Source organism: Cerasicoccus maritimus (assembly GCA_031296935.1).
Lineage (GTDB): Bacteria > Verrucomicrobiota > Verrucomicrobiia > Opitutales > Cerasicoccaceae > Cerasicoccus > Cerasicoccus maritimus.
The window spans coordinates 134,263-147,267 of record JAVDPD010000003.1; the positions used below are offsets into that span (position 1 = coordinate 134,263).

General features: G+C 57.0%; 13 protein-coding genes and 1 tRNA gene. 2 read left to right on the forward strand and 12 right to left on the reverse strand.

The window, feature by feature from the left end; all coding sequences use genetic code 11:
* Positions 1-55: 55 nt before the first annotated feature.
* Positions 56-2,614 (reverse strand): response regulator, encoded by a 2,559-nt coding sequence (locus RBB62_RS02340; RefSeq protein WP_309396621.1) that lies wholly within the window; start codon positions 2,612-2,614, stop codon positions 56-58.
* A gap of 265 nt (positions 2,615-2,879) precedes the next feature.
* Between RBB62_RS02340 and RBB62_RS02345 the strand changes: the two genes are divergently transcribed.
* Positions 2,880-3,017 carry a hypothetical protein gene (locus tag RBB62_RS02345; protein ID WP_309396623.1) on the forward strand — a complete coding sequence of 46 codons (138 nt, stop codon included), beginning with the start codon at positions 2,880-2,882 and terminating at the stop codon, positions 3,015-3,017.
* Between the two features lie 31 nt (positions 3,018-3,048).
* Here the strand turns inward: RBB62_RS02345 and RBB62_RS02350 are convergent, their stop codons facing one another.
* From RBB62_RS02350 to ilvN, 6 genes are all read right to left on the reverse strand, one after another.
* Positions 3,049-3,909 (reverse strand): substrate-binding periplasmic protein, encoded by an 861-nt coding sequence (locus RBB62_RS02350; protein ID WP_309396625.1) that lies wholly within the window; start codon positions 3,907-3,909, stop codon positions 3,049-3,051.
* 85 nt (positions 3,910-3,994) lie between these two features.
* The gene (gene cobA, locus RBB62_RS02355) at positions 3,995-5,518 is read right to left on the reverse strand and encodes a uroporphyrinogen-III C-methyltransferase (protein WP_309396628.1); all 1,524 of its coding nucleotides are present in this window, start codon (positions 5,516-5,518) and stop codon (positions 3,995-3,997) included.
* Positions 5,519-5,580: 62 nt separating this feature from the next.
* Complete coding sequence (locus RBB62_RS02360) at positions 5,581-5,961, reverse strand: GxxExxY protein (RefSeq protein WP_309396630.1); 381 nt, start codon at positions 5,959-5,961, stop codon at positions 5,581-5,583.
* A gap of 63 nt (positions 5,962-6,024) precedes the next feature.
* Complete coding sequence (gene hemC, locus RBB62_RS02365; RefSeq protein ID WP_309396632.1) at positions 6,025-6,882, reverse strand: hydroxymethylbilane synthase; 858 nt, start codon at positions 6,880-6,882, stop codon at positions 6,025-6,027.
* Positions 6,883-7,189: 307 nt separating this feature from the next.
* Entirely contained in the window at positions 7,190-8,224 is a 1,035-nt protein-coding gene (gene ilvC / locus RBB62_RS02370) for a ketol-acid reductoisomerase (protein ID WP_309396634.1), read from the reverse strand.
* Positions 8,225-8,314: 90 nt separating this feature from the next.
* Positions 8,315-8,824 carry an acetolactate synthase small subunit gene (ilvN, locus tag RBB62_RS02375; protein ID WP_309396636.1) on the reverse strand — a complete coding sequence of 170 codons (510 nt, stop codon included), beginning with the start codon at positions 8,822-8,824 and terminating at the stop codon, positions 8,315-8,317.
* 131 nt (positions 8,825-8,955) lie between these two features.
* On the opposite strand from ilvN, the gene RBB62_RS02380 reads away from it, so the two are divergent.
* Positions 8,956-9,032: transfer RNA gene (locus tag RBB62_RS02380), tRNA-Val, on the forward strand.
* 53 nt (positions 9,033-9,085) lie between these two features.
* On the opposite strand, the gene RBB62_RS02385 is transcribed toward RBB62_RS02380, so the two are convergent.
* The 5 genes from RBB62_RS02385 to RBB62_RS02405 all read right to left on the reverse strand — a co-directional run bounded on the left by RBB62_RS02385 (position 9,086) and on the right by RBB62_RS02405 (position 12,991).
* Positions 9,086-10,183, reverse strand: coding sequence for a Fic family protein (locus tag RBB62_RS02385; protein ID WP_309396638.1), 1,098 nt, complete (start codon positions 10,181-10,183; stop codon positions 9,086-9,088).
* 70 nt (positions 10,184-10,253) lie between these two features.
* A complete protein-coding gene (locus tag RBB62_RS02390) occupies positions 10,254-10,448 on the reverse strand; it encodes a hypothetical protein (RefSeq protein WP_309396640.1) in 195 nt (64 codons plus the stop codon).
* 35 nt (positions 10,449-10,483) lie between these two features.
* Complete coding sequence (locus RBB62_RS02395) at positions 10,484-12,241, reverse strand: AMP-binding protein (RefSeq protein ID WP_309396642.1); 1,758 nt, start codon at positions 12,239-12,241, stop codon at positions 10,484-10,486.
* Positions 12,242-12,277: 36 nt separating this feature from the next.
* Complete coding sequence (locus RBB62_RS02400; RefSeq protein WP_309396644.1) at positions 12,278-12,559, reverse strand: hypothetical protein; 282 nt, start codon at positions 12,557-12,559, stop codon at positions 12,278-12,280.
* 243 nt (positions 12,560-12,802) lie between these two features.
* Positions 12,803-12,991 (reverse strand): hypothetical protein, encoded by a 189-nt coding sequence (locus RBB62_RS02405; RefSeq protein ID WP_309396646.1) that lies wholly within the window; start codon positions 12,989-12,991, stop codon positions 12,803-12,805.
* Positions 12,992-13,005 lie beyond the last annotated feature (14 nt).

Sequence of the window (13,005 nt, forward strand, 5' to 3'; positions counted from 1 at the left end):
CAAGATCAAGCCTCGGCCACAGGCATGGCGAGACAGCGAAATTTTGCAAGCTCCCCTAGTTATCAAGCAGGAACGATTCCAAAGCTTGACGAATTCGCCCGCCTTCTCTCGCCATTTGCTCCAAGGCCTCAGCAACTGCATCGGCGTCGCGGCGCTTCGCAGCATCTTCCAAACAAACGGCGCACTGGCTCAGGCGTATAGCGCGCAACAAACCCGCCGCCCCCTTCAGCGAATGGGCATAGTGCTGGAGCGCCATATAGTCGTGGGGGCCGGTCGACTGGTTGTAATCTTTAAATTCGGCGTCCCAATTTTCATTAAACATACGCGCAGCCAAGAGCATGTCTTCAAAGTCCTCCTCATCCAGCTCAGCAGCAATCATCTCAGGGCTATACTCAGGTCCGCTAACGGTAACACGGGCCTCTTGCTCAATGCGCACGAGCACGCCTTCGAGCACATCCCGCATCTTTGAGGCGCGAAATGGCTTCGTCAGGTAGCCGTCCATACCGGCATCGAGGCAAACCTGTTCGTCTCCGCGCATGGCGCGGGCGGTCATGGCAATGATCGGCGTATGACTTTGCAAATTAGCCTCTATGTCACGGATGCGGCGAGTAGCCTCCAAGCCGTCCATCTTGGGCATTTGCACATCCATTAAAATAAGGTCGAACACCAGCGACTGAAAAGACTCCACGGCTTCTTCACCATCGCTGGCGACAGTGACTTCGTGCCCGAGCTTAGTCAACCGCTGCATGGCCACCTCCTGATTGATCAAGTTGTCTTCCACAAGCAGGATGCGGAGACTGGGCATCTGGTCGCCGGTAGGCAGGCTCAGCGAGGGGCGGGTTTTCCCTCGGACGGGCGGGCGACTACCCTCGGGCGTGAGCCCAAACACATCCAGCACCGCTTCGCGCAAATCATTCTGCTTCACTGGCTTGGTGAGGAATCGGCTAATGCCCATCGTGCGCCCGCGTTGGCGCTCCTCCGTGGTGATAGCAGAGGTGAGAATGATCATTTTGATCTCCCGCAAACGCGCACGGCTATTTACGAGTGAGGCCACATCTGTGCCACTGAGTCCCGGCATCTGCTGATCCAGCAAGAGCAGCTGAAATGGCGTGCCGTCTGCAATTGCCCGCTCCATGCGAGAGATCGCCTTGACGCCGTCATCACAGGTGCTCGGCAGTAAACCCCAATGGCGGCAAACTTCCTCCAGAATCTGCCGGTTCGTCAAATTGTCATCTACAATGAGAACGCGGCAGCCAGAGAGCTCCTCCAAACTGAGCATTTCGCTTTCGATTTCGCTACTCACGCAGCCGACATCCAGCTCTACGGTAAAGGTCGCCCCCTTGCCCAACTCACTGTGCACGGTTACATCTCCGCCCATCATGCGGGCCAATTTCCGCGAAATGGAGAGCCCCAGACCGGTGCCTCCATACTTACGCGTAGTCGACGAATCACCTTGTGTGAAGGTGTCGAAAACGTGCTCCAACCGCGCCTCGCAAATACCAATGCCAGTATCCCTCACCTCTAGTTGAATGCGCATCGTGTCCACATTGGCAGAGAGCTTGCGCACGCTGACAATCACCTCGCCGTCCTCAGTGAACTTGATGGCGTTACTCACGAGATTGTTCAACACCTGACGGAAACGAATTGGGTCTCCGGAAACGACCGTTGGCAGCACTGGGTCGATCTTTACCGCAAGCTCCAAGCCACGGTCACGTGCAAGCGAGACAAACTGATCCACAGTGTCCTCGACAGCTTCGCGCAAGTCGAAATCGATGTTTTCCAGCTCCAATTGACCGGCCTCGATTTTGGAGAAATCGAGGATGTCATTGACCAGTGCAAGCAGTGTATTGCTACAACTAAGGACCGTCTGCAAGTAGCGCTCTTGGTCGGGTGATAAATTACTCTCCAGGCAGAGTTCGCTCATACCGATGATGCCATTGATCGGCGTACGAATTTCGTGGCTCATATTCGCCAGGAAGTCGCTCTTGGCCTGATTCGCCTGCTCTGCGCGATCAATTGCCTTACGCAGGCGGTTTTCCGTCTGCCGCGCTTCAGATATATCACGGCTCACCGAAACGAGGCCAATGCACAGTCGATTGTGGTCAAAGACCGGCATCTTGGTAGTCTGCAGCCAATGGGCGCCCCCATTGCGAATCTGAAATAGCCCTACATGGTTGACGATCGGCTTGAGTGTAGTCAGGACGTCTTGATCCGTCTCACTAACCCAGCGCGCAGTCTCGCGGGTCACAAAGTCCCGAATGGACTTGCCAACCTCCTGGCCAGGAAACTGTGTCTCCAGGGCGCGCTGAAAGGCACGGTTAGTAATGACAAAACGGCCCTGAATATCCGTAAAGTAAACGTAGTCGAGGGTGTGATCCATTAGGATCTGTAACAACCGCAGCTCGCTACGTGGATTAAGGATCATCTGATCATTGACGACCGGATTCTCCATAATGATGAGCCATAGGTTATCCGAAGAGTCGGGGTCGGCCTGAAGCAAGGCTTCGAGCACGAGGTTATGTGAGCCAGCTATGCGCAGTTTACCATGCCAAGCTTGCGAATCCGTAGTGGCCAGTAAGTCATCCAGCTCGTATCCAGCCTGAATCGTAGACATATGTTTCGATAAATTCAGGCCGTTATCCTTACCCCCATCGGCCCCAATCAGCCGCATAAAAACCTCATTGCAATGTACGATGTAGCCCTTACGATCACACAGAGCGTACGGCCAAGGCATGACCTTGGCTAAGTTATCGGTCATTGACGGGGTGATATTACTCATTATCCAAAGGTAAAATCCTTATCAGATTTAACCCATTTGACAAATACATTTAACACAAGCGACGCTTGGGAGGATTACCCGAGCATTTCCCTAGCCAAACATGCCTGACGCACCGAAATCACCCGAATTAGATTCAGCGAATGCCCAAAAGCGCCCCTGGCCAATGACCTACATCTTAATTGCCATTGGCTTGTTTATTGGCCTCTTCAACTTGTATTTACTCCTGTCGGCGGAGTAATGAGATGTGGCAGGCCCACAAAGGGCTGCGGCTACATGCCCACCCACCGACGCACGATACGATTCAATTCACCATTGGCCGACCAGGCGACTACCTGAGCGTTCACCGCCTGTAGCAATTCTGTATTCTCACGGTTGACGCCCCAGACCATCTGGTCCACCGCGAGCACCGGACGAGCCGGGGTCACCCCGCGATTTTGATACGTGCCCGCCAACCAATAAATCGTTGGCGCATCATGAATAAATAAGTCCACATCACCTGCGGCCACAGCCTTGGCACCGGCTTCCGCCGAGTCGTAGGTGACTAGTGTGGCATTCTCAAAACTGGACTGGACCATGAACTCGCCCGTCGTGCCAGCCTCGGCACCCACCTTGGCCTTCGTATTCCCGATTTGCCCCGGCAAGACATACTTTTGGTAATTTTTTCGGAGCACCAAAGCCATCTGCCCGCTGGTCATGTAAGGCGTAGTCATGGAAATAATGGCATTGCGCTCCGGCGTGTAGCTCATGCCAGCCATCAGGATGTCGATTTTGTTCTCCTGCAAAGCCGGGATCAGGTCTTCCCAATCCATCTCCACAAAGCGGACTTCGCGCCCCATGTCCTTGCCCAACTGCTTGGCAAAATCAATTTCCAGTCCGGTCAGTTGCCCGCCTTGACTGAAGACAAAGGGTGGCATGTCCGGCGAAACGCCCACGCGCAAAAGGTTGGGAGACGCGCCAATCTGCTCAGCCGACGAGCGCTTGCTCGACCCGCCACTGCTTTCACAACCGGCTAATCCGAAGACTGCCCAAAGCAGCGCAAAGGCAATCAATATGCGGACAAAAAGGCCGACATAGCCGCCGGCGCGAGGAGAATGAGTGGTTGCAGAAGGCACGGAAAAATTTGCGTTCATCGGGGGTAATTGGTCAAGGTTCAACTGGCTGTAGTTCCAAGAAATGCGCCGCAATGCCTGTATTTATCACCTCAGCACGGAAAAACTACTCGTCCCAGAGCGAACGCACCGCCGCAACCAGCCCCGCGATTGAGGCCTCCTTGGACAAACGGTCCACCGGCAGCCCAATCGTGCGCATACGCTCGGCCGTCTTCGGTCCAATGGCCACCCCCTTGGGGCGCCGGGCATCCGGGCCGGGCTGGAGATTCTTCGCCTGCTGCACAAAACCATCCACCGCGCTGGAGCTCGCAAAGGTAATCGCATCGGCCCCGACCTCACGGAAACGCACCGCCGCGGGATGCTCATCGAGGTTCGTCAGCTCCGTCCGGTAAACCGGGAACGTGTCGACAATCGCTTGGCCCTCTTCGAGCTTCTCCACCAGCACGTCGCGGTTGCGGTTGCCGGTGACGACAAGCACGGTTTCGTTTTCCAGCGTCTCGGCGCGAAGAAGCTCCTCGGCCACATTTTCCGCCACGGCTTCTTCGGGAATCAAGTCCACGGCCAGGCGCTGCTCGCGGACGGCCTTGGCGGTCGTCTCCCCGATGCACGCGATGCGCATGCCGCCAAAGTAGCGGAGGTCGTTGAACTGACGGTGGAATTTCTCGAAGAAAAACTTCACGCCGTTCGGGCTGGTGAAAACGATCCAGCGATAGCTGCCGAGCGACGGCCAGATGTCCTCCCCGGTCGATTCCTCGTCTTCGGAAATATCAATCAGCGGCAGTTCCAACACCTCGGCACCCAGGCCAATCAACGCGGCTGACAAATCACTCGCCTGCTCGCGACTGCGGGTCACGACCACGCGTTTGCCAAACAACGTGCGCTTTTCGAACCAGCCGATTTTATCGCTGAGCGTTGCCACGGAGCCAACGACCACCACGGCCGGCGAACTGAGCCCGGCTTCGTCCTTGGCCGCCACGACGTTTTCCAGCGTGGACACCAAGCTGCGCTGACGCGGCGTGGTCGCCCACTGGACGATAGCCACCGGCGTATCCTTCGCCAAGCCAGCCACGACGAGACGGTCAACGATTTCGCCGAGGTGGCCCATACCCATATAAATGCACAGCGTGCCGCCGACTTTGGCAAACTCCTCAAAACGCACATGCATCTCGTGTTTTTCGGGGTCCTCATGGCCAGTCAGGAACGCGACCGACGAGCTGTATTCGCGGTGGGTCAGCGGGATCCCTGCGTAGGCCGCCGAGGCGAGCGCTGCGGTCACCCCAGGCACAATCTCATAGCTGATGCCGTCCTTAACGAGCGTTTCGGCTTCTTCGCCGCCACGCCCGAACACAAACGGATCACCACCCTTGAGCCGGACCACCATGTCGCCTTGCTTGGCGCGCTTGAGCAGGATTTGCTCGATCTCGTCCTGAGGAATCGCGTGAAAACCACTCCGCTTGCCCACGTAAATCTTCTCGCAACCAACCTTGGTCCACTTGAGCAGCTCGGGATTGGCGAGGTAGTCATACACCAGCGCATCACAGCGTTCGATGAGTTCTTTGGCGCGCACGGTCACGAGCCCGGGATCACCCGGCCCCGCCCCGACAAGATAAACTGTTCCTGGCGTCGACATAGTTAAAATGAAAGCAAGCTAAGCAAAGATCCTCTCACAAAGGCACGAAGGCACAAAGGTTTTTATAGATAACCATTCAGCGTTCGAGTTATGCCGTTTTTCATGAGCTCCTCCCCAAAATTCAAAAGATACCCCAGTTTGAGCTCGGTGAGTTTTAGATAGGTCAGCAGTTGTTTCTTATGCACAGGGGTAACTCGCTCAACGGACTTCAGCTCAAGAATAACGAGATCCTCAATGATGATATCTGCCCGAAAGCCTTCTTCAAAAAACTCGCCACCGTATTGGATTTGAATGGGAACCTGACGCTTAACCTGAAGCCCCCGCTTTTCCAATTCACGAGCCAAAATCGCTTCATAAACACTTTCCAACAAGCCTGGTCCAAGATCCCGGTGAAGCTTGATCGCAGCATCCACCACTTCTTTCCCTATCGCCTCTTCATTCATCGTTTTGCTGGCCTTTGTGTCTTCGTGCCTTCGTGAGAGAACCGTTCGCCCCGCTGGCAACCCCTACTCGCCAACGACCTTCCCGACGACCTCTGCGAGCCACTCATCGACGTCCTGGCCTTCATGCGGCAGGTCGAAATCCTGGCGGCCGGTCTCCTCGTGGAAGGTCAGCAGCTTGCCATCGCTTACGTGGCCGGCGGTCGCGGTGTGGCAGCCGCCGCCCATCGCGGCCAGGAACTTGCGCTCCAGCTCGACGGCCTTCTGGGTCTCCGGGCAGCTCAGTGCGGCAAATTTTTCAACATCCCCTACGCGGCATTGCAGCGCGATCGCGCCCTGCCCAACGGCCGGCACAATCTCTTCAAAAGTCATTGGCTTGAAGACCACGCCCTCAAAGGAGTCGATGCCTAGGCGGCGTAGTCCAGCAGCCGCCAGGACCGTGGCATCGGCCTGACCACTGGCAATCTTACGCAGTCGGGTATCGACATTGCCGCGAATCTCGCTCCACACCGCGCACGGAAAAATCTGCTTCAGTTGCAGGCGACGACGCGGGCTGCTAGTGGCAATCTTGCACGGCTTCTCCACGCCCTCTTTGACGATCAGCACGTCGTTGGTTTGCTCACGCGGCAGGTAGGCGGCCAGCGCCAAGCCCTCCGGCATTTCAGTCGGCAGATCCTTGGCGGAGTGGACGGCCAGATCGGCCTCACCGTTGAGCAATGCGTCTTCCAGTTCCTTGGTAAAAAGGCCCTTGCCGCCCTTATCTTCGAGCGACCACGAGGTCTTCTTATCGCCGGTGGTGACGAATTCCTTCAGTTCCGCAGTCGCGCCGGCAAAGACGTTTTCCACGTGCGCCTTGGCCAAGTGTGCTTGGCAAAGCGCTAGCGGGCTACGCCGCGTCGCGAGTATGATTGGTTGGTCGGACATTGGAAAAAATAGCGAGCAAGCAAAAGGATTCCCGCCGAACAGTCAATTTCGGAATCAGAGAGGAGGAATCAGTCCGGAAAAGTCTCAATCAGTCGCGCCGCAACGGCTGGTGAGGGTGTATTCAGAGAGTTTCATGGCGTTTCCTTAGCTGGCATAAAAAACGGGAGAGCGCATTTCGCACTCTCCCGCTGTAAAGATTTTCGAGGAGACCTCGCTGTCGTAATCGCTATCGTTGTCGTAATCGATCTTTACTCCCCGCGGCCATCTTTCGACGACGACGAGCAACGATCGCGATAACGATGTTGAGTTACTTGCTGGTGTATTCGGCTTGGGTGCCGCCGATTTCCTTCTTCGGAACCCAGGGCATGAGGGCGCGCAGCTCCTTGCCGACCTTTTCGATCGGGTGGTTCTTGCCTTCCTCGGCCATGCGCTTGTAGTTCGGGCAGCCGTCCTTGTATTCCTGGACCCAGTTCTTGGTGAACGTGCCGTCCTGGATCTCCTTGAGGACCTGCTTCATGGCAGCCTTGGACTCGGCGTTGATCACGCGCGGGCCGGAAACGTAGTCGCCGTATTCAGCGGTTTCGGAGATCGAGAAGCGCATGCCGCTGATGCCGGACTCAACCATGAGGTCAACGATCAGCTTCAGTTCGTGCAAGCACTCGAAGTAAGCCATTTCCGGAGCGTAACCGGCTTCGGTCAGGGTTTCGAAACCAGCCATGACGAGGGCGCTGGCGCCACCGCAAAGAACGGCTTGCTCGCCGAAGAGGTCGGTTTCGACTTCTTCCTTGAAAGAGGTCTGGATCACGCCGGCGCGGGTGCCGCCGATGCCGTGCGCCCAAGCGAGGGCAACATCCTTGGCTGCGTCCGAGGAGCCTTCATTAACCGCGATCAGCGAAGGAACGCCCTTGCCTTCGTTGTATTGGGTGCGGACGACGTGGCCCGGGCCCTTAGGAGCGACCATGATGACGTCGATGCCTTCAGGAGCCTTGATCAGACCGTAGTGAATCGCCAGGCCGTGCGTGAAGAGAAGGGTCTTGCCGGGGGTGAGGTTCGGAGCGATGTCCGCTTCGTAAACTTCAGCCTGCTTCATGTCCGGCAGAGCGATCATGATGACGTCCGCCTTCTTGACTGCTTCTGCAGTGTTGTAGACTTCGAAGCCTTGCTTTTCAGCGACGGCCTTCGACTTGCTGCCTTCGTAGAGGCCGATGATGACATTCAGGCCGCTATCCTTCAGGTTCAGCGCATGGGCGTGGCCCTGCGAACCATAGCCGATAACAGCGAGGGTCTTGCCTTGGAGGACGCTCGAATCGGCGTCCGCTTCCGTGTATACTTTTGCGGGCATTGTGGGTTTTGCTTGGTTGTCGTTGTTCTGCGGTCAGATGCCCAGGCGCGAACTGCCTACTGACAAATGACAAATGGTAAATGAATTGGGTTAGGCTTCCTCTTCGTCCTCGTGGGCGTCGTTGCGGCCGCGCAACAGGGCGACGTTGCCCGTGCGAGCCAGCTCCAAGATGCCAAACGGCGTGATGAGCTCCAGGAATGCACGGATCTTGTTTTCGTTACCCGTGCACTCGATGATGATGGCTTCCGGCGTGACGTCGATGACCTTGGCGCGGAAAATGTCGCACACCTCGATAATCTTCGAGCGCGTGTCGCCAGTGGCCGTGACCTTGAGCATGACCAGCTCGCGAGCGACGAATGCATTGCGGTGGCCGAAGTGCGTAATGTCGATGACGTTGATCAAGCGGTCGAGCTGCTTGATCGCCATGTCCAACGCATGTTCCTCGGCGCGCAGGGTGATCGTGATACGAGAATACTTCGGATCGTGCGTCGGGCCGACATTGAGGGTATCAATGTTAAACCCGCGGCCGCTGAACATGCCAGCAACCCGCGCAAGAACTCCGAATTTATTTTCGACTAGTGCTGAGATCGTATGTCGCATGGGAGGAAAAGCTGCCGAAAATGACGCAAGCCCTCTCCCAACGGAAGCATAAAATTGGCACTTTTTTCGGTTTCTCGCATCTTTTTCCTTGAACGGTGCCGTAAACCGCGCATGTTCATGCCTTTTCCTATGGACGGTTAGCTCAGTTGGCTAGAGCGTCTCGTTTACACCGAGGATGTCGCAGGTTCGAGCCCTGCACCGTCTACCATTTTCAAAAGAAGACGCCCAATGGCGTCTTTTTTTTGTGCCCAGACGATACATTCAACTCAAAACGCAGAGGGCATAACGCGTGCTCCGCCCGCCACCGATTGGCTCGAACACGCCTAAATCGACCAGCTGCTGAAGGTCGCGTGTGGCGGTGGCTTTAGAAACCTTGGTTAGCGAAACGTATTTGCGGGCATTCATGCCGCCTTCAAAGCCATCCGGCCCAGCCTCAAGCATACGCTGAACGACTCGCAACTGGCGCTCGTTAAGCTGATCGCGAACGCGGTCGAAGAACTTGGTTTTGCGGAGGACGAAATCAACCTGCTGTTCGGCTTGGCTCTGCGCGTCCAGGACAACACCCACAAAGTAAGCCAGCCACGGCGTCACCTCGTTGGTGCGCTGCGCCTTCATCAAGGCCTCGTAGTAGGCCGATTTATTCGCTTCGATCGTGCGCGAGAGGCTCAGTAAGGCCGGACGCCCCAAGCCCTGCGAAAGCGCCTTTTCAGAGATGGCGCGGCCCAAGCGTCCGTTACCATCTTCAAACGGGTGGACGCTCTCAAAGTAAAGGTGAGCCAGCGCCGCGCGCACCGGAGCATGCAGCAGCTTTTGGCGGCTGTCGTTAAACCAGGACACGAAGGCAGCCATTTCCGCCGGAACGCGCGCCGAAGGTGGCGCTTCATAGTGGACCCGCTCTTTGCCCACGGCACCAGAAACGACCTGCATCGGCTCCGCATGGGTCCGCCACTGGCCGAGCATCACATTGCAGGAACCACTCAACAGCATGACGTGCCAATTAAACAGCGCCTCCACCGCCAGCGACTCGTCCCACGTATTGCGGACCGCAACCATGAGCTTTGCCGCGCCGTCCGAAGCCTTATCGGCAACGCGCTCCGCCGTCGCGTTCAGTCCGAGCTGATTACGGATCGACGACATAACATCCTGACGGCTCACATACTGCCCCTCGATCTCCGAAGTCTTGACCGCCTCAGAGATCATCAAATCGAGGATGGCCTCAGTCTGCACCCCTTCCGGCAAGCCCTTCAGCGTGCCCGTCACCTGGCCCGCCTTGTCAGCAAACGCCAACAGATCAGCCTCAACTTCCGCCAAGTCATAACGGAAGTTTGGCCAATCGTCTTGCTGCCAGTTGTAATTCATGAGCCGAATATACACACTAATCGGCTCACGTAAACCCAAATCCATGAGCCGAATAAGGCATTTAATCGGCTCATTGCGACTTGAGCAGGATATTTGCGACCTCTGGCGCGGTGGCGTCAGGGAACACGCCTAAATCGACCAGCTGCTGAAGGTCGCGTGTGGCGGTGGCTTTAGAAACCTTGGTTTGCGAAACGTATTTGCGGGCATTCATGCCGCCTTCAAAGCCATCCGGCCCAGCCTCAAGCCCATCACAACAACAATCCACTTCAGACGAGCAGTGCGATCAACGCCGACAGGCTGCTAGCCCGCGAATTCCCGCGCCAAGTCGAGGCGGTGGATCTTCGCGTTGTGGCGCACGTCGACGGGGAACTGCTGCTTGAAGCGGATTTCCGTAATGCCGCGCGTCAGCTCGCTGCTGGCCGCGAGTCGCAAAAGCTCGTCCACAAACGCTTTTTCCGCGGCCGGGTCCGCCGGCCACTCACCTGGCTGAGGCTCGATGATCACGCACGGCGTCTGGTTGGGACGCTCACCCCGGCCAATCAACGCGCTGCGGAACACACTGGGATGTTGGTTGAAAATCGCCTCGACGCACTCCGTAAACATCAGACCCTGCGGCGTCTCAACGCGCTCAGCCATGCGCCCGCAAAACCACAGGCGCCCCTGCTCGTCGAAGTAACCCAGGTCGCCCATCCGATGCCAGATGGCGGAGATCGGGGGACGGAGGTCGGAGATCGGTGATCGGAGGTCGGAATCGCCAGAAGACTGAGAAGGTTTGATCCGCTGATTACTGTCATCAGACTTCCGAAATCCGATCTCCGACTTCTGACCTCCGTCATCCGCAATCTTCGCGGCCGCAGTAGCGGCAGCGAGTCCATCATAGGCCTTGGTCACGCTTGGGCCGGTGACGAGGATTTCGCCGATTTCACCCGCAGGCAAAGGCTGGGCATCGGCCAAGGTTGCAATCGGCCCATCGTGGATTGCGATGATCTGTGCCTGCACCTCGGGCAACAGCTCGCCCACGCAGACGCCGCGCCCCTGCTCGGTCAGCTCGAGGGTTTCGTTTAAAATTTGAGCGCCGGAATTGGACGCCACCGGCAGCACCTCGGTGGCACCGTAGGGCGTATGGATCTCACAATTGGGTGCCAATTGCTTCATCCGGCGAATCAAGGACGGCGGTACTGCGGCACCGGCCATCAAAATACATTTCAGAGACGGCAGCAAAACGCCCTCTGCCTCACAATGCGTGGCAATGCGGTTCCATAAAACCGGCGAGCCAAAGCTGTTCGTGACCTCGTTTTGGTGGATCGCCTGGACAATTTTCGCCGGGTCGACGGTGGCTGGCTTGCTGGGATTCATCTCGGGCACGATGGTGGTCAAGCCGAGCGCGGGATTGAACAGCGCAAAGACGGGCAGCATCGGCAAATCCACGCCACCGGGCTCGATGCCGTAGTGCGCGCGAATCATCCGCACCTGTGCTTCAAACATGCCATGCTCGTAGCGCACGCCCTTGGGTGGGCCCGTGGAACCACTGGTAAAGAGGATTGCCGCGAGCTCGTCGGCGGTCGTCTGCGCGGGCTCGAAAGTCGCCTTACCCAGCGCGGCAATTTGTTTGGCAAAGCCTTTATTGCCAACGGTTACCCGCACTTTGACCGACTTAAAGTCCTTGCGAAACACCCGGCTGAGGAACTGCGCCAAGGGGATACCGACCATCGCATCGGGCCGGGTGCGGCGGACGCAGGACAGGAAGTGCTTGCGGCCCATACCTGGGTCGATCACCACGGGCGCAGCACCCATCTTAAACAGCGCAAAGACCGACAGAATCAGGTCGCGCCCGGGCTTGACCATCAGGAGCACGCGGCTGCCGCGGCGGATATCCTTCTGCGTGAAGATTCGCGCGGCGGCGCAGGCGGCGGTTTCCAGCTCGGCAAAGGTCAGGGTGTCGTACACAAGCGCCCCGCCACGTCGGCTCGGAAGCCGGAGGGCGGGGAAATCAGGTTGGCGCGCTGCCGCCTCAGGCAGAAAGCGCGCCACATTGCTGACGGGCGAATTGTTGCTCACAGACTCGCCCATACGGGTGCTTGTGCCCAGTCGGGCTTAGTAGTCCGCGTAAACGAACGTGCCCCAGAACAGAGAAAGGTTGTCGCCAGAGATATTCTTGCGATCCACAAGCTCGTCGGAGTAAGCCACAGCAGAGATTTTGGAAACCTCTTGGTAGCTCTCGGGCGAGGAATCAACGATACCCAAGAAATTGAAGCCCTGGTTGTGGCGCTTGTAAAGCGCGTGAGCATCGCTCGGCATAGAGTCACCGCAGCCGGTGAAAAGCGCTGCAACACCCAGGGTGGCGGAAGCAAGGACAAGCTTGGAAGTAGATTTCATAAATCAGTATAAAACGCGTTCTAAGAATGGTTAGGCAAGAGCAAAGTATCACTTCGCAACTCAATGCCAACCGGTCTTTTTTTCGTCGTGCAACGATTTTTTGCAAAAATAGCGTTTTAAGAGGCTCAACGCGGGATTTTTTTTAAAGGAAGAACGGGAAGTTTGAAAGCGGTGGCAAGGAGGGGATCACTGACGAGAAGGCGTCTCTAAATTGAAGCGACTGGTAGCGGGCTAGCGTCCCCGCTAGCCATCCAGCATGGCACCAAACGAAGACGAAACTGGCCAGCGGGGACGCTGGCCGCGACCTTCCAGATCTTCCTGTTTAAAAACTACCTCACGCAGGCCCAAGCCCGCCTTTCCGAATAACCCGAGGTCATCCAGCGCAGCAAAATCCCTGAAAAATGCGCCGAAAGCCGGATTTTCTTTGCCCAAAGGCCGGAAAACCC

Excerpts from the sequence above, each read along its gene's own strand:
- cobA (WP_309396628.1), bottom strand. The coding sequence starts at position 5,518 with ATGTCGACGCCAGGAACAGTTTATCTTGTCGGGGCGGGGCCGGGTGAT.
- RBB62_RS02340 (WP_309396621.1), bottom strand. The coding sequence starts at position 2,614 with ATGTCTACGATTCAGGCTGGATACGAGCTGGATGACTTACTGGCCACT.
- RBB62_RS02345 (WP_309396623.1), top strand. The coding sequence starts at position 2,880 with ATGCCTGACGCACCGAAATCACCCGAATTAGATTCAGCGAATGCCCAA.
- RBB62_RS02385 (WP_309396638.1), bottom strand. The coding sequence starts at position 10,183 with ATGAATTACAACTGGCAGCAAGACGATTGGCCAAACTTCCGTTATGAC.
- ilvC (WP_309396634.1), bottom strand. The coding sequence starts at position 8,224 with ATGCCCGCAAAAGTATACACGGAAGCGGACGCCGATTCGAGCGTCCTC.
- RBB62_RS02400 (WP_309396644.1), bottom strand. The coding sequence starts at position 12,559 with ATGAAATCTACTTCCAAGCTTGTCCTTGCTTCCGCCACCCTGGGTGTT.
- RBB62_RS02350 (WP_309396625.1), bottom strand. The coding sequence starts at position 3,909 with ATGAACGCAAATTTTTCCGTGCCTTCTGCAACCACTCATTCTCCTCGC.
- hemC (WP_309396632.1), bottom strand. The coding sequence starts at position 6,882 with ATGTCCGACCAACCAATCATACTCGCGACGCGGCGTAGCCCGCTAGCG.
- ilvN (WP_309396636.1), bottom strand. The coding sequence starts at position 8,824 with ATGCGACATACGATCTCAGCACTAGTCGAAAATAAATTCGGAGTTCTT.
- RBB62_RS02360 (WP_309396630.1), bottom strand. The coding sequence starts at position 5,961 with ATGAATGAAGAGGCGATAGGGAAAGAAGTGGTGGATGCTGCGATCAAG.